This is a genomic window from Streptomyces sp. NPDC059875, from assembly GCF_042731085.1.
Lineage (GTDB): Bacteria > Actinomycetota > Actinomycetes > Streptomycetales > Streptomycetaceae > Streptomyces.
Window position 1 is genome coordinate 48,408 of the sequence record NZ_JBHWJZ010000004.1, and the last position, 16,730, is coordinate 65,137.

Sequence of the window (16,730 nt, forward strand, 5' to 3'; positions counted from 1 at the left end):
GGAAAATGTGCAGGAAATTGCGGCGGAAGCCGCGATCTCGGACACATCGGTCCACTGATCCAGCGGTGCGCCAGCGGACTGGCGCGCCGCCGTCAGTGTAGCGGGTGGGGGTACGCAGGCGAGGGGGTTACCCGCCCAGCGCCGGATGGACGGCTGGCCGGCCGCCGGTCAGCTGGCGGGTCACCTGCGTGGCTCACCCACGGTGCCGAGGGTGATGGAGTTGATCATCCAGGCGAAGCCGAGGTAGATGAGCAGAGCTCCGGGGGCGCCGTAGGCCGGCAGGCGCTTGTCCCAGTGGGAGTAGTCGAGGGTGCAGTTGGTGGACTCGCTGTCCTGGCGGAATCCCTTGAGGCGGTCCCCGAGGTCGGTGTTCGGCGGGATCTGGCGGAGGTGCTCGCAGCGGTTGAACTTTGGTCGCTTGGTTCTGGGGTCGAGTGTCCTGTCTTCCTTCGTCTCGTAGACGGGGATCAGCTCGATGTGTGGTCCGTTCCTGCAGGGAATTTCGACTGCGTGGTAGAAGCGGTAGCTGTTCACTCCGGGGCGTACCGGGAGCTCTCGGACGGGGAGCGGCGTGTAGATGGTCTGCCCGTCGACAGAGATGCGCCGTTCGCATGACCGGCCCGCTGCCGCGTAGACGTCGTGGATGCAGTGGTCATAGCGGTACTTGTTCAGCGGTCTGGGGCTGATTCCGTCGTGCTGTGGTGTGTATACGACGATTCCGCGGGCGACGAGCCCAGCCCGGTGGGTTCCGCGCCAGGCGGTGTCGAACACGGCGGCGATGACACCTGGCGCGCGGTCGAGGATTTCGTGGGCGAGGCGCAGGGCCGTGCTGGCCTCCTCCTCTCTGTCAGGGTCCTCTTCCGGAGACCGGTGGCGGGCGCCGTCGGCGTTCAGGATGATTCGGCTGTGAGCTCTCTCCGGCAGGCGTACTGAGAAGGAGACGATCTTCTTTCCGTAGACGGCCCTGTCGCCACCTTCGATCTGGATTCCGGCGTCCGGATCGACTCTGCGCCGTCGCATCTCGCCGGTTTTCTCGTCGCGGGTGAACTCCTCGGTCTGGTCCGAAGGGGGTCTGACGACGGTGGCGTCGCCGTTGATCACCTGGCTACGGTCGGGGCGCAGCCAACAGCCGCGGGGTCTCTCCTCTGACAGGTAGCCGAGAGCGATCGCCTGCTGGATCCAGGCGTCCCGGGAAGCTTCACGGAGCTGAGGGAGGGCGTCGAGCATTTTGTGCCGGTATTGCAGCCAGTGATGGCGCTGAGGGCCGGTTTCGGGGAGGGAGTCGGCCTCCTCATCGCCCAGGCACCGGCGTACTCCTGCGCGGACGATTGCCCAGATCGTCCTGTGCTGGAGGTTTGCTTCGGTGGAGCGGGCCGTGTTGAAGACAGAGATGGCGCAGACGTAGATGAGGAAGACGTAGGGCGGATAGTGGGGGGTGCGTCCGCGTGTTCCCGGCTCCTTTCGGGGGAGGACGGCGGTGGCCACCTCGTACAGGGCGGGGTTGGCGACGACGAGCTCCAGCCGTTCGATCTCCGGGATGTTCCGTGCTTCGGGACCCTTGGGCTCAAGATCGAAGCTGGCCGGGCTGAAGATGTCCCGAGGTGTGGGACCAAGGATCCAGTCGGGCTTCTTCTTGGCCTTGGTGGCCTTCTTGAGTTTGCGCGGGGCGCTGGTGGACGGGCTCACGTGTCGGCCTCCTCTGCGGAAGGTCGCCACTGGTAGCCGGCCAGCCGGGCTGCGCCATCGAGGGAGGACAGGCCGAAGCGGAGAGCGACGTCGGCGATCTGACCAGTCTGCTCGAAGATCTTCGCGGCGAGCCAGCTCGAGACGTCACGCGGGGCCGCCGAGCGTCCCTCAGCTGTGATGCCGCCGCTGCGGACAGTTTCGCCAAAGGCGGTGCACACGCTGGCCTGGCGCCGGTAGGCGGGTGAGCCGGCGATGGTGGCGAGGGTTCCGGAGCCGTCCGCGCTTGAGCTCTTGATGATGCAGTCGGCGCGAAGGCGCAGGACTCTGATGCTCCAGTCGTCGTCGAGCGGGCAGTAGCGGGCTGTGGTGTGAGTGGTGCCGCAGGCCCAGACCCGGGCGTGAGGGAGATCGAGGTCGCTGACGGTGGTGTAGCCGATCTCGCCGGTATGCAGGCCGGAGAGCAGCAGGCCGAGGACGGTGGCGTGCCGAGTCTGGGGCATGCCGCGTTCGGCGTGGAACCGTAGCGCTTCGATGTCGCGGTCGGTGAGCGCTCCGGCGGGCTGGGGCGCGGACCGTGGGATCGGCGGAAGGTCGAGCAGCGGGGCTTTCGTCGTCAGGCCGAGGTGCCGGGCCTCCGCGAACAGGGCGTCGACGCCCGACTTGCGGACGCGGCGCGTGCTGTCAGCGGGGGTCGCGATCAGTCGCCCTTGCCGGTCGTGTCCTGGTGCGTCCACGAAGGTCTGCGCGACGGCGTCTGTGATGTCGTCCAGCCGAGTGACGCCCTGGGGCGCGGTGAACCGCAGCAGGCGCTCGCCGACCTTGATGTAGGACTCGGCGGTCTGGGCGCTCAGGCGCCCTTGCCGGACCGCCGTGTCCCATTCGCGTACGACGCGGAGGAAGGCCGAGCGGAGGGTGATCCTAGGCATGGCCCCCTCCCGCTGGCTCGTCGGAGCGCCGCTGGGCAGCGGTCATGATCACTGGATTCGACGAAACGTGTGGGGTGCGCGGCTCAGTCGCGCTACGGTGACTGGTGGCTCTCGCCTTGTGTGAGGGCACGCCAAAGCCCCCTCTCTCGTGGGCTCTTTGCCCGCGGGGAAGTGGTGGGTTTTCGGTGGGGGTCCGGAGGCGCCGAACCGGCCAAGGAATGAGCGCCTCCGGACCCAGTTCTCAGTTGTTCATGGACTCCTTTCGCAGCGGCGCGGCGGAACCCAGCTGCTTGATCAGCCGATGGGTGTCGAGCCATTCGCCACGGTCCATCGCCGCGATGGCACCCAGTGGCCACAACGGGACGAGGAGTTCGGCCTTCAGGGGAGCCTCGCTCGTCTGCGCGCGAGCGCTCACCGCAGACAACACAGTGACCAGTCCGGTCACGTGGTCATGCAGGGCGGCGGCCTCGTCGGGATTCATGTGCCATGCCTCGCCCATGCCGAGGTGTGCCGAGAGCAGCTTCTCGACATCTACGTCGGGGCCCAGGCGGGGGTCGGAATCGCCTTCTCTGCGAGGACCGGGGACGGTTGGCTCGTCCTTGTCTGAACGGCGAGGGGTCTCGGCGTCGGGGTCCGAAGAACACGAGAATCCGGCGTCGCCAGTCGGCTCGCCTGTCTGAGGCTTTTCGGTCGTGAAGGATTGCCCTGGACTCGTCTGCGCGGTGGGCTCCTCGGACGCTGCGGTGCTGCCTGAGGCAGGGGCAACGTGCTCGTACCACCGGATGAGACCGTCGGGCTCCTCGATGAGAAAGCCCGTCGCGACCATCAGATCGAGGAGACGGTCGACCGCCTTTTCATGACCACGAGTTCGTACCTGCCGAAGGAACTTCAGCCTGAGTGCGACCCGGGGTGCGGATCCCTGCTCGAGACGCTCTCGTGCGGATCGTACGAACCACAGTTTCTGCCAGTCCGTGCGGAGGGCGCTCAGCCCCTCTGCCCGGCCGCTTGCCCAGGCGCGGGCGATCTCCTGAGCGCTCAGTGATGGCCTGTAGATGCCCCGAGCGGAGATCTTCTCGACCAGACCACAGTCGGTCAGGAACTTCATGGAGATCCCGATCCGCCACGGACCGATGTCAGTTGCCTCATCCAGCGCTCTGACGTGGAACTGCTCGGTGAACCTCCCTGCTGTGGGGATCAGGTCGCAGTACGTCGACGCAGGCACGCGAGGGTGAGGCAGCGGTTTCGCCGGCTCGGCCTGTGCCGAGTGGTGACCTTTGCTGGCCAAGGCGTCCTCCAGGGGCCGTGCGAGAGTTGGCGCGTGCGCAGCGTAGAACACGGTCGGCGCCTGGCGCAGGTGAACTATGGATCTTGTTGCCAAGCAACACGACTGCCAGCGGCTGGAGTTGAGCTGCGCTGGCATGTCAGCGGCTTCGCTCGCCAGGTGGCGCCTCTGACGACGTCGTCATGGTGCAGCTCGGTGATGCTGTAGGGGGTGAGGCGTGACGCTAATAACTTGATCCACGCCAGCGCTGGCGGTGGGGTTTGTGTCCCATCTGCGCCGCGTGTGGATAGGCCGCTTGAAGCGGCCGCCCCGAGTGCGAGACGCAGCTCGGTCGCTCACGAAAGATCACTAGAGATTCCTTTCCGGACCCGCTCCTCCAGGGGTGCTATATCAGTAGCATGGGTGAGGTGGGTCCGCATTCCGAGCGCCCTTCCGTCACACTTGTCAGGTGCCTGGAGGAACGAGACGTGCGCAGAGGCCGAACACATACGTGGTCGGCGGCGAATGGCCGCATGCCATGATGGAGCCGCACCGTGGCGCCCTCGTCGCACAGGCCATCGCTAGGAAACTCGCCCAGGCGATGTATAACCAAGGGCTGAGCGCCAATGCCCTCGCCCGCAGGAGCGGGGTCAATCGACAGGTGATCGCCAACGTTCTGAACGGCACGGTCTGGGCCGACACGCTCACCGTGATCGACTTGGAAGGTGCTCTCGGTGTGATTTTGTGGCCCGATCACGTGCAGTGGCGCATCCCTGCCGCCGGCGAGGCTCCAGAGGGCTACAACGATGAGGTGGAAGGGACACCCGCCGAAGGTTCGAGCGCACCGGACAGCGTGGGGTGAGCGAGGTCGCCAGGCCTCGATTGACGGCCGCACGCCGCGGGAACGCCTGAGGAATGTGGCAGTCGGCGGCCAGCGGCTCGAAGGCGGTCGTCGCGGAGCTGGACCCCTGGGCGATATGGATGGTGCGGATGTGCGGGGCCTTGGCCTGCTTCAGTGACTCCAGCCGGCCTGCGAGGTGTACGAGCGGGTTACCTGGCAGCGTCGCCGTCGAGGTCCAGGCGGATCAGGGCCAGCGCCGCGGCAATCTCGACGGTCATCTCGTCGTCGGGGCCGAACACCATGCACATGTCCTGATGGAGCGGTTCGAGGACCTGCCGGGCTTCGGCGGCTCGGCCCTGGGCGAGCAGCAGCATCCCGATGTTGTGCCGCAGCTCCACCGCTTCCTCGCTCACGTCACTGTCGACGGCCCGCACGACGTTCAGCACGCCCTGGAGCGCGGCGAGCGCGTCGGTGACCTGGCCCAGTTCGGCGCGGCACCGGGCCGCCTGGGCGCGGCAGGCACGGCACTGCTCGCCGGTGGGTCCGGTGATGCGGGCGTAGGCGTCGGCAAGAGCCTCGAACTCGGGCAGGGCAGCCCGGTAGTCGCCGCCGAGGAGGCGGATTGCCGCTCGCTGGCGGCGCAGCGCCAGCACGGCCTTGCTCTCGGAGCCGAGGGCGAGGGCTGCGGGTTCGATGATCTCGCCGAGCACCTCGGCGGCCTGAGCGAACCGCTCCTCCTCCAACAGGGCGTCGGACTGGGCGTACGCCTCCTTGATGTCCTCGCGCAGTTGGGCCGGAACGGGCACCGGCTGGCCCCCCGGGAGGACGGCCGTGGGCGGCAAACCATCAGGTGCGAGCGCCTGGGCGCGGGCACGGGGCGCGTAAGGGCGACGGAACACGCCCGTCGGGTCGGGCGCGCCAGCCGGCCCGGCGCCAGTCGTGCCGGGTTCCTGGCCCGGAGGCGGGAGGAACGGCAGCAGTCGCGCATACACCTCCTGCGTGTCGGCGGGCCGTGCCTCGGGCGCCTTGCGCAGCAGGTGCAGGACCAGCTCCTCCAGCGCCTCGGGGACGTCGGGCCGCAGCTGTCGTAGCGGGGTGGGGGCGGCGTTGACGTGCTGGTACATCAGCAGGTACTCGCTCTCCGCCTCGAACGCGGTTTTGCCACTCAGGAGTTCGTGCAGCACGCAGCCCAGCGCGTACAGATCGGTCTGCGGGGTGATGCGGCTGCCGCGAACCTGCTCGGGTGACATGTACTGGTGGGTGCCGATGGGGCTGCCGGTGGCGGTCAGTTTGGTGACGTCGGTGCGCAGGATCGCAGCGATGCCGAAGTCGAGGACCTTCACGGTGCCGTCGCGTGCGACGAGGATGTTGCCCGGCTTGAGGTCTCGGTGAATCACCGGGACGTCGTGCGCGTACGACAGCACGGTCGCAACCTGTGCAGCGACGGCGGCCGCCCAGCTGACCGGTAGCGGCCGGCCTGGGTCCAGGTAGGCGGACAGCGGTACACCGTCGACTAGTTCCATCACCAGGAACAGCCGCTCGTACGACGCGTCGAGCACCGCGTCGTACACCTGCGGCACACCGGGGTGCTGGATGCGCGCGGTGATGCGGGCCTCGCGGCGGAAGCGCTTGGCGAACTCCTCGGCCAGTTGCGGAGAGGTGACTGATGCCTGCCGGATGAGCTTCACGGCGACGGGCCGGTCGAGCACGGCGTCGTAGCCGCGCCACACGTCGCCCATGCCGCCATGGCTGAGCTCCTCCAGGAGTTCGTAACGGTCGGAGATCGCCTCCTGCGGCACCTTGCCCCCGGTGTGCGTGATGAACAGTCACGGTCAGGGGTCAAGTGTGGCCGCTGCGTTGATCTGCCGTCCAGCGGCCTGGTGCGATAGGGGCTTGGTCGCGGTGGATGACCCCGGGCAGGAGAGTACGGCGGCCGGTCGGCCTCCCGCCGGCAGGGCGTACTGCGCCCCACCCTGTGGAGCCCGGTCGCACCGGCGGCTGGGCCCCACGTTTTGCTCGGTTGGCCGAGACGGAAACACCGTCCCCGCTCCGAAGAATCGGGGACCCACCGCCGGATCAGACGCTCCAACGCCCTCACAAGACCTGCCGCTCCGGCAGGTCGTCACGTGCGGCTGCAGTACGGTCTGGCAGCTGAGTCGGCAGTGCCGAATCCGATGCAGCGTAGCTACTTCACATCTTTTGCCAGGACGGCGACGGCGACCTTGCCCACCACCGTCGTCAGGACGTAGTTGGTTGAGCTGCTGAAGGCGACACCTACGCCGGCGGGAATCGCCTTGGCCATTGCCTTCTGGGTGAAAGTGATCGACACCCGCTTGAACAACTGCTTGATCGTGACCAAGGCCGGCCCTCGCAGGTACTGATAGACCAACTTCTCGGCGATCTTCATGACCGCTGCCTTGCCGCCCTTTGACGCCATCTGTTCTACGGAACCTGCCAACGCGAGCACGAAGGCGAGGTGCTTCTTGTCCTCATCGCTCATCTCGGTCTCGTAGACCTCGACCAGGCACATGCACATGTCGATCTGGAGCTTGAGTGCCGCGGCGATATCAGTGATACCGCCGCCCAGGACGGCGACCGCCGTCCCGACCCCTGGAATCACACTCGGGGCTGCGGTGACCGCCCCGGTGACTGCCGAAAGTTTGGAGTACCGGCCGATTATCTTGGCCGCGATCCGGCGCTTGTCCTCCAGGCTCTCGGGCTCCCGCTTGAACTTGGCCTCGAAAGTCGCACGGTACCCGCCTACGAGCTCAGTGGCCGCCTCCGGTGTAATGGCGATCATCTCGACAGCCTTCTGAAGTCGAGACTCTTCGAGCTCGTCCCCCGCGTGGCCCATTATTTTCCCCCTCCCGATCCGCTGCAAAATGGCAGCGGATGATCCCTTGCCACATCGTCAAGGAGCGTTGCGCCGCTCCAGCAGGTCGCCCCGGCCGGCACTTCCGGCCGGGGCGTACACATCAGATGTCGTCGTCCAGACCCTCCTCGCGGCGGATCATCCGCCAGGCGGCCTTGCGGGCACTACGGTCCAGACTGGACTTGAAGCCCTTGTCGGGGCCGAAGTACTGGCGGCCCATGCCCGCAATGGTGTCGATGTGGTCGGCCATCTTGTCCGCGAAGACGTTGTCGAAGACGAGGCCGAAGTTCTCCTCGTCGTTGACGACGGCCGCCGCCCGCACCTTCGGGTCGGCCTTGGCCTCCTCGAACGGCCGGATGACGTCCTGCTCGGTGAACTCGGTGCCGAAGCGCTCGTTGAACTTGTCGATCAACTGCGAGAGCAGCGACTTCTCCGCTTCCTTGGCACCGCCCGAGCCGTCGCCGAAGCCCTGCATCGTCGTCGGCCCCTCGGAGGTGAGAGAGACGTCGTACTCGCCGGTCTTCTCCACCCGCATGTGGCTGAGGTCGATCTCGCCGATGTCCACGCCGCCGTCTGCCCGGCGCGGCAGCCGGTTGAGGAGGTAGCGGCCGTAGAGGTGCAGTCGCTCCAACTCGGCGTCCTGGTACGGGACGATCTGCGCGAGGAAGCCGTACTTCCTGACGTAGTCGTTGAGGGCGGCGCGGAAATCCTCCGCGGCCTCCTGGTCATCCGTGTCCTCGCTCTCGAGCAGAGGCGTGAAGCGGGCGACGGCGGGGGAGAGCAGCCGGTACAGCTCGGCGTGCAGCTTCTCCCACTTGGACTGCGAGCCCGCGGCCTTCTCCTTGGCGGTGAAGTACGCGGCGGCGAACTCGTCCATCTCCTGCCCGGACAAGATCGCCGCCTGCATGACCCGGCTCTGTGCGGTGTAGAGCAGGTTGGGGTCGGAGGGGAGGGTGTTCGCCTCCTCGAAATACGGGCGGAAGGCGTCCTGTATGTCGTTGGCGTCATTGACGAAGTCCAGGACCGCCAGGTCCGCCTGGGTCTTGCGCTCGGCGGTCCGGTTCAGCCGGGACAGGGTCTGGACGGCGGAGATGCCGGTCAGTGACTTGTTGACGTACATCGTCGTCAGCAGCGGCTGGTCGAAGCCGGTCTGGTACTTCTCCGCCACGACCAGAATTCGGTACTCGCGCTGGCCCGCACCGCCGGCCCGGGCGGCCTTGTCGTCGGCACGCGTGTACGCGAACGCCTTCGGCAGCGCGCTCTCCGACAGCCCGCCGTTCTCCTTCGGCTCGGTGGTCTCCTCGCCGTCGAGGGTGAGAGAGCCGGAGAACGCGACGAGGACGCCAAGGTCGGGGTACTTGGTGTCGTAGTCCCGGTCCTTGATGTAGCTCTTGATCGCGCGCGCCATCTGCACGGCGGACTGCCGGGACGCGGTCACCACCATGGACTTGGCCCGACCGCCGAGACGGCCCCGGCTGTGCGCCACGAAGTGCTCCACGATCACCTGGGCGTGCTGGGCGACAGTCGAGTCATGGGTGAGCGCGTACCGGGCGAGCAGGCCGTTCGCCTTCGACGGGTCGACCTCCCGCTCGTCGGGGTTCTGGTTCACCAGCTTCCAGTACGTGTTGTACGTGACGTAGTTCCGCAGCGGGTCGAGGATGAAGCCCTCTTCGATCGCCTGCCGCATGGAGTACGTGTGGAAGGGCCGGTAGGCCGCCTTGCCGTCGATGTCCTGGAGCGTCCCGAAGAGTTCGAGGGTCTTGGCCTTCGGCGTCGCGGTGAACGCGAAGTAGGAGAGGTTCGCGGCGCGGGAACGCTGCTCGGCCCTCTTCTTGAGCTGCTCGTCGAGAGTGGCGGCGTCGGTCTTGACGGTAGTCGCGCCCGCGTCGTCCGAGTCGGAGTCCAGGCCGAGGTCGCGTAGCGCGGACCGTACGGCGGTGGCGGCGTCACCGGACTGCGAGGAGTGCGCCTCGTCCACGATGATTGCGAAGCTGCTGCCCTGGATCTCGGTGGGGTTGCGCTGGAGGTAGTCCAGCAGCGCCGGGAAGGAGTGCAGGGTGACGGTGACGATCTTCCCGGTGTCGCGGGAGAGCGCCTTGGCGAGCTGCTCGCCCTTCGCTCCGTACTTCTCGTCGATCTTCACGACGAGGCCCGCGGTCTGCTCGAAGTTGCCGACCGTTTCGCGGAGCTGGGCGTCCAGGTTGCGGCGGTCGGTGATGACGATGACCTTGTCGAACACCGGCACGCCCGGCTTGAGGCCCTTGGCGATGGCCTCGGGGTCGAGTTCGCGCGGGTCGGTCGGGGTGTGCAGGTCGCTGAGGCGGTGCGCGAGCCAGCCGATGGTGTTCGACTTGCCGGAGCCGGCCGAGGCCATGACCAGGTAGTCGTGGCCCGCGCCGTGCGTTGCGGCGTGCGCCGTGAGCTTCTTGACCGCGTCCCACTGCTGGAACCGGGGGAAGACCATCGTCTTGGTGGTGCCGCCGCCGGATGTCTTGCTCTTGTGCAGGTGCACGAACCGCTGGAGCAGGTCCAACCAGTTGTCCGGCTGCCAGACCTGCTCCCAGAGGTAGGAGGTCGCGTACGTGCCGTAGGCGGTGGGGGTGGGGTTGCCGGCCCCGCCGGGCTGACCGGGGCCGTTGGATCCGGTGTTGAACGGCAGGAAGCGGGTGTTCTTGCCCTTGAGCTGAGTGGCGACGAAGACCAGGTCCGGGTCGACGGCGAAGTTCGCGACGACGCGGCGCGTGAAGATCAGCTCGGTGGGGTCGCGGTCGGTGCGGTACTGCCCTTTGGCCTGCTCCACTCCTTGCTTGGTCAGCGGGTTCTTCAACTCGGCCGTAGCGACGGGGATTCCGTTGAGGAAGAGGGTGAGGTCGAGCCGGTTGCCCCAGTCGGCCTGCTTCGTCGCGTACTCGAGTTCCCGGACGACGGTGAGGCGGTTGGCCCGGTAGCCGTCGAGGACGGAGTCGTGGGCGACGAGGTTCGGCTTGAAGTACGCGACGCGGATGCGCGTGCCGAGGACCCTGACGCCGTTGCGGAGGACATCAAGGAGCCCATCAGTGGCGATGGCCTGGTCGAGGCGCTTGGCGAACCCACGCTGAGCCTCGTTCGGATCACTGCCGTACTGATGGGTGACGAGGTCGTCCCACTCATCGGGCTGGGTCGCCCCGATGAAGGTGAACAACTCGTTGGTGTCCAAGCCGAGATCGGCCCGGTAGTCCTGCGGCCGCGCCTCGCGCCAGCCGCGCTCGACCATGGCGGCGACGATGGCATCACCGAAGGCGGACTCCGTGTGGATGGGGCTCATGGCTACGCGGTGACTCCGTCCGTTACGTTGCGCCCGCTAGCGGTGGAGACGTCGAACTGGCCAGTTACGGCGGCGGTGATCAGTGCTTGGCGGCGTTCGGATTGCACCACCAACCGGCGAGACAGAGCACGCTCGATTGTCACCGTGTCCCTGGCGATCTCTTCCGTGCGTGCCACTACACGCCGTTGTGTGTCGAGAGCAGGAACAGGAACCTTCATGAAGCGCACGTTGCCGGCTTCGAGATGCGGGTGAAGCGCCCCCGTCTGCTCTCGCAACAGCGCATTCCGACCCCAGTGGCTTCGAAATGCATGCCACAAGTATCGAGGGGCGAGGATACTCCTGTTGGTCCGCGCGATAAGTAGGGCGTGACAGCTGGCGCCCACGTACTCCTCGTCGACTAGGCCGACCTCACCGATGGCCCCGGTCTGGACGATAAGGAGGTCTTCGAATCCAAGACGAATCCGCGGCCGCTCTTCAGCCCACTCCTGCTTCACGAAGTATGGCTTTCGTGCGAAGTTAATCCTGCCATTCTTGATGTGCAGAGACTGAAGATAGCGAACCCCGTCATCCGTGAACAGGTCGCGCGTCGGGCCGACATATCCATTTGTTAGCTGATTCAGTGCGTGGTTTAGTGGCAGCATACGCCAGCCGGGGTTAGTGGTTTCAGGGTCGATTACGTAGAGATCAGGCCCACCTTCACCCTGAACGCTGTCGTGGAATGCCACGATCTGGCGTTCCGTGACAAGTTTCTGTTGACGTTCGGTCGCGCGATTCAGTCCGTCCATGCGGGCGGTCTCGGCGTCGAGGAAGTCGGCAATGCGGCGCTGCTCCTCCATCGACGGCAGCCACAAGCCAACCTCGCCCAGCTCTTCTGCGTTCAGGTGAGGCTGGGCCGCCCTGGTACTCGCCAACTTGATTTGATCAAGAGTGGCTGTACTCAGTAGCGCGTAAGCGGCAAAGCGTGAGTCCACCGCATGCGGGGTCACTCGCAGGTCATAGCCTGGAGCGCTGCCAGCCCATTCACTAGTGATACGGGCCGAGTCGCCGGTGTATGCCCCGCTCCGGACGACCAGTATTTCTCCCTCGTGCAGCAGCGGGGCTCGGTCCAATGGTAGGTCCTGAAGATGAGCGCGAAGCAGGTTGTCGGCGCTGATCTTTCCTCGGAACACGTTGGTTGCCCGGATGATCGGGATGCCCTCCTCCGAAAGCGGAGGAGGCTGGCCCAATCCGTAGCGAATTCGAGCCACCCTCTTGAGCGGAATGTACCCGGTCACTCGGCCACCTCATTAAGAAGCGACTGAATCTCCGCCTCCAGCAACTTCAGCTCCGCGTCGATCTCCGCCAGCGGCCTCGGCGGCTTGTATACGTAGAAGTGCCGGGTGAACGGAATCTCGTACCCGATCTTCGTCTTCGTGTAGTCGATCCACGCATCCGGCACGTGCGGCAGCACCTCGCGCTTGAGGTAGTCCTCGACGTCCTCGCCCAGAGGAACGTTCTCGTAGTCCCGCAGGTCCGTATCCGGTTCCGGGGCACCCTTGACCTTCTGGACCTCGCCCTCCGGGTCCCGGACGCCGATCGTTTCCCGTACCGCCTTCGTGAACGGCGCCCCCGAGGGCCAGGTCAGGCCGGCCGCGACCACCGCGTCCTTGAGTGCGATGAACGCGTCGGACTTCGTCGTCCAGGACGAGCCGAGCAGCGTACGCGCCGCCGCCACGAACTCCTCGCTCCGCTCCAGCCTCGCCACAGGCTTGGCCTCCGCCAGCGCCGCCAAAGTCTCCTCCGTGACCTCGAAGCGCAGCTTCAGCGGCCGCTCGACGGTGATGCGCTGGTAGCCGAAGTCCTCGTTCGCGAAGACCTTGACCTTGCCGTGCAGCGGGTGTTTGGGGTCCTCGGCGACCTGGAGGGCCTCCGCGTACAGCCGGGTGATGTCGCCGATGTGGTCAGGGCGGCCGTTCGTCCCGTCGCCCAGCTCCTTGCGCTTGTCGCCGAGCGACTTGCGCATCTTCACCCACTGGTCGCGCGCGTCGAGCAGGACGACCTTGCCCTTGTGGTCGGCGTCCTTGCGGTTGGTGAGGATCCAGAAGTACGTCGAGATGCCGGTGTTGTAGAAGAGCTGGTCCGGGAGGGCGACGATCGCCTCCAGCCAGTCGTTCTCCAGGACCCAGCGGCGGATCTTGGACTCGCCGGACTCGGCCGCACCCGTGAAGAGCGGGGAGCCGTTGAAGACGATGGCGATGCGGGAGCCGCCCCCGCCGTTGACATCCACCGGCTTCATCTTCGAGATCATGTGCTGGAGGAAGAGCAGCGAGCCGTCGTTGATGCGCGGCAGGCCCGCGCCGAAGCGACCGGCGTCGCCCAGTGAACTGTGCTCGTACTCGACCTCCTCCTTGACCTTTTTCCACTCCACGCCGAACGGCGGGTTGGCGAGGATGTAGTCGAATCTCCGACGGGTGTGGCCGTCGTCGGAGAAGGAGTTGCCGAAGCGGATGTTCTCCGGGTCCTGGCCCTTGATCATGAGGTCAGAGCGGCAGATCGCCCAGGATTCAGGGTTGAGTTCCTGCCCGTACACCTCGACCGTCGCGTCCGGGTTGAGGGCGTTGATGTGGTCGTCGGCGGCGCTGAGCATGCCGCCCGTGCCGCAGGCCGGGTCCATGACCGTGCGGACGACACCGGGCAAGCTGAGGGCGTCCGCGTCGGGCGCCACCAGCAGGTTGACCATCAGCTTGATGACCTCGCGCGGGGTGAAGTGCTCACCCGCGGTCTCGTTCGACTGCTCGGCGAAGCGGCGGATCAGCTCCTCGAAGATGTAGCCCATGTTGTGGTTGGGCACAACGTCGGGGTGCAGGTCGAGGTCGGTGAACCTGCCGATGACCTGGTAGAGCAGGTTCGCGCCGTCGAGCTTCCTGACCTGCTGGTTGAACTCGTACTTGTCGAGGACCTCGCGGGCGTTGTCGGAGAAGGCGCCGACGTAGATCTGCAGGTTCTTCGCCGCGTTCTGCGGGTCGGCCGCGATCTTCCGCAGAGTGAGGTCGCTCTTGTTGTAGAAGGAGTGGCCCGAGGCCTTGCGCAGGAAGTGGTCGGTGTCGATCTCCTGGCCCGCGAACCTGTCGACGGTCTCGGCGACCTTCTCGCGCGTCGGCTCCAGGACGCACTCCAGGCGGCGCAGCACGGTGAACGGCAGGATGACCTTGCCGTAGTCGGACTGTCGGTAGTCACCGCGCAGGAGATCGGCGACGGACCAGGCGTGGTTCGCCAGCTCCGTGTGCTTGCTGCTGTTCAAGAGGTCCCGGCTTCCTTCCGAAGAGCGCCGTCCGGGCGTGGGGACGGCAGGGATCCAGTGTGGTCGTGTGCGGTCGGACGTGTGGGGCGTTTCAGGCAGAACGGCTGCGGGGGGTATCCGGTGGCAGGAGTACGCCGGCGGTCAGGCCGGTGGTCAGGGTGGCCGCAGTGTCGGCGGCGAGGTCGGCGGTTCGGCGGACGGCCACGCGTAGTTCGTGCACGCGACGGAAGGCTTCCCCGTAGCGCCGCTGTTCCTCCAGGGGCAGCAGCGGTACGCGCAGGCGGCCCGGTGTGACGTGCACGAGGCTGCTGCCAGTCGACGCGGAGGCGATGTTGTCCTCGGCGCCGAGGAACCCGGCCAGGAACCACGGGTCGAGGCGGGCGGGGTCGGGGCGCAGGAGGTGGATGTGCTGACCTAGCAGGGCTCCAGCGTCCCGGTCGTCCGCTACCCGGGTCATCGCGGCCGCGTCGCCGCTGCCCGCGACGGCGCGTACGAGGACGTCCCCGGCGACCACGGGTTGCGCGGCGTCCGTGTTGATGTCGACAGCCGTGCCGGACGGCGGGTTTCCGGCCGCGATGTCGCGGGCGGCGAGGACCGGCCGCTCCACGGCGGGGGCGCCGGAGCCCTTGGAGCCTCGTGTGCCGGGCGTCGCCGCCCGCAGCACGGTCAGGGCTCCGCCGCGTGCCAGGTCGGAGACGGTCGCCGTACGCCACTCGCGGGCCGAGGCCCCGGACGGCTGCCACCCGCCGGAGGCGGAGGAGGCCGCCAGCGCGGTGACCTGCTCGGCCAGTTGCCCGTGCAGGTCGTCAACGCGGCGGGCCAGGGCCGCCGGGTCGATGTCGGCTGCGGTCGCCCGGACATGGCGGGCCGGGGTGACGTCGATGACGTCGTCGAGGAGGTCGACGACCGGCACCGCGCGGGCGACGCCGGGCTCGTCGGCGTACGTATCGGGTGCGGTGGTGAACGCGGTCCACTGGCCGAGGACCCGGTCTGTCAGCCCCGCCCAGTCGAAGGAGGCGACGGAGGTCGTGGAGGAAGAGGGCGAGCCGGAGCGGCGGGCGCGTGAGCCGCCACGGGTGCCGGCGTCGGCCGTGTCACCGGCGAAGGCCGTGCCCGGGGCGCCCTCCCGCTGCTCGCCTTCCCCGTCGACGAACAGCACTGTCGTACGGTCCGTGCCGCCCGGCTCGGGACGTTGGAGCACCCAGATCTGAAGGCCGATGTGGAGCGGATACGCGGCACGCGCCGGAAGGGAGACAACGGCGCGCAGGGCCCCGCCGCGGATGAGTTCCGCGCGGACGCGGCGGCCTGAGGAACGGAAGGCTAGCGCGGGCGGCAGCAGCATGACCGCGTGGCCGCCGGGCTCCAGGTGCGCGAGGGCGTGCTGTACCCAGGCCAGTTCGGACTCGAAGCGCGGCGGAAGTCCGTACGCCCACCTCGGGTCGTAGGCCAGCTCGTCGTGGCCCCAGTCCCGGTCGGCGAACGGTGGGTTGCACAGGACGGCTTCCACGGTGACGTCGGGGAAGGCGTCGTGGCGCAGGCTGTCGCCGACGCGGATCGCCGTCTCGGCCTCGGGTGCGGCGAGCAGGAGCCGGATCGCCGTGCGTCGGCCCTGGACGGGGAGGGAGTCCTGCCCGAACAGCTCCCGCGCGCCCTGCCGGGCGGCGGCCGCCAGGAGCGTGCCGCTGCCGCAGGCGGGGTCGAGAACGCGGGACGTGTCGGCGGGCAGGAGCCGTGCCATGAGCAGCGCCAGGCCCTTAGGGGTCTGGTAGACGCCGCTGGCGGCGCCTTCGTCCAGTTCGCGCTCGGCCAGGACGTCAGCGGTGGCCTGTGGCCCCGCCTCGCGGACGCAACCCAGCAGCGCGCGGACCGCGCCCGCGTCGTCCGGACCGTAGCGGACCGGTTCTGCCTCGGGCAGGGAGGCCGGAAGCTCGCCCGCGGTCTTCTCCGCTCGGGCGATCAACTGGTCGTCGGGTAGGGCGGAGAGTTCGTCCAACTCCTCCGGTGCGCGACGGGACACGGCCGCTACCAGCGGGAACAGCCGTGCAGCCACTCCCGAGCCGGGTCCCAGCAACCGGAGCGCCGTACGCAGTTCCTCAGTCGGCGCGGCGGTGGAGGTGTGACCGCGTCCCTGCAGCCATGCCTGGACGGCCGGCAGGTCGTAGAGCGGGCTGGTTTCCGTACCCGCGCTGGGGGCGGGGAAGTCGTCGTGGCGGCGACGCCAGTTGCTGACGGTGGCGCGCGTGACCCCCGCGATACGGGAGATCTCTGCGGCCGTCACATGCGCTGAGGGCGCCGGTCGGGCGGGTGGCTGCTGGGGCATGGCGTGGGGTTCCGCACCTCTCGGGCCAGTCGGACGGGGACGGTTAACAGCTTACAACAGTCGCCAAGTCTGTCAACTTGTTTGACGGTGCTTTCACTGCTGTGCTTATCTAGTCGCGGTTCCGAGTGGAAGCGTGATGCTGACCGCGTGAACTGCACTGTGGCACGCCCTGTCGCCGTACCGCGGCACGTCCCCACCGGCAGGTGCCGGTGTCCGCCCCGTCCTCCTCAGCAGCATCCG

At 67.4% G+C, this 16,730-nt stretch carries 10 protein-coding genes; 1 reads left to right on the forward strand and 9 read right to left on the reverse strand.

Annotated elements, in window-relative coordinates:
- Window positions 1–180: 180 nt before the first annotated feature.
- From ACFV9D_RS06265 to ACFV9D_RS06275, 3 genes are all read right to left on the reverse strand, one after another.
- Window positions 181–1,686 carry a hypothetical protein gene (locus tag ACFV9D_RS06265; protein ID WP_385141700.1) on the reverse strand — a complete coding sequence of 502 codons (1,506 nt, stop codon included), beginning with the start codon at window positions 1,684–1,686 and terminating at the stop codon, window positions 181–183.
- Entirely contained in the window at window positions 1,683–2,612 is a 930-nt protein-coding gene (locus ACFV9D_RS06270; protein WP_385141703.1) for a hypothetical protein, read from the reverse strand. The genes ACFV9D_RS06265 and ACFV9D_RS06270 overlap by 4 nt, the downstream gene beginning before the upstream one ends.
- A gap of 241 nt (window positions 2,613–2,853) precedes the next feature.
- Entirely contained in the window at window positions 2,854–3,897 is a 1,044-nt protein-coding gene (locus tag ACFV9D_RS06275; protein WP_385141706.1) for a hypothetical protein, read from the reverse strand.
- Window positions 3,898–4,384: 487 nt separating this feature from the next.
- Between ACFV9D_RS06275 and ACFV9D_RS06280 the strand changes: the two genes are divergently transcribed.
- Window positions 4,385–4,735, forward strand: coding sequence for a helix-turn-helix domain-containing protein (locus ACFV9D_RS06280; RefSeq protein ID WP_385141709.1), 351 nt, complete (start codon window positions 4,385–4,387; stop codon window positions 4,733–4,735).
- 188 nt (window positions 4,736–4,923) lie between these two features.
- On the opposite strand, the gene ACFV9D_RS06285 is transcribed toward ACFV9D_RS06280, so the two are convergent.
- The 6 genes from ACFV9D_RS06285 to ACFV9D_RS06310 all read right to left on the reverse strand — a co-directional run bounded on the left by ACFV9D_RS06285 (window position 4,924) and on the right by ACFV9D_RS06310 (window position 16,448).
- Window positions 4,924–6,513: a protein kinase gene (locus tag ACFV9D_RS06285; protein ID WP_385141712.1), complete on the reverse strand. Its 1,590-nt coding sequence runs from the start codon at window positions 6,511–6,513 to the stop codon at window positions 4,924–4,926.
- 386 nt (window positions 6,514–6,899) lie between these two features.
- A complete protein-coding gene (locus tag ACFV9D_RS06290; RefSeq protein WP_385141715.1) occupies window positions 6,900–7,514 on the reverse strand; it encodes a hypothetical protein in 615 nt (204 codons plus the stop codon).
- A gap of 175 nt (window positions 7,515–7,689) precedes the next feature.
- On the reverse strand, window positions 7,690–10,890 hold the full coding sequence (locus ACFV9D_RS06295; protein ID WP_385141718.1) for a type I restriction endonuclease subunit R: 3,201 nt from the start codon (window positions 10,888–10,890) through the stop codon (window positions 7,690–7,692).
- A 2-nt stretch (window positions 10,891–10,892) separates the two neighbouring features.
- A complete protein-coding gene (locus tag ACFV9D_RS06300) occupies window positions 10,893–12,164 on the reverse strand; it encodes a restriction endonuclease subunit S (RefSeq protein WP_385141721.1) in 1,272 nt (423 codons plus the stop codon).
- Window positions 12,161–14,170 carry an N-6 DNA methylase gene (locus ACFV9D_RS06305; protein WP_385141723.1) on the reverse strand — a complete coding sequence of 670 codons (2,010 nt, stop codon included), beginning with the start codon at window positions 14,168–14,170 and terminating at the stop codon, window positions 12,161–12,163. The genes ACFV9D_RS06300 and ACFV9D_RS06305 overlap by 4 nt, the downstream gene beginning before the upstream one ends.
- A 91-nt stretch (window positions 14,171–14,261) precedes the next feature.
- Entirely contained in the window at window positions 14,262–16,448 is a 2,187-nt protein-coding gene (locus ACFV9D_RS06310) for an N-6 DNA methylase (protein ID WP_385141726.1), read from the reverse strand.
- Window positions 16,449–16,730: the final 282 nt, after the last annotated feature.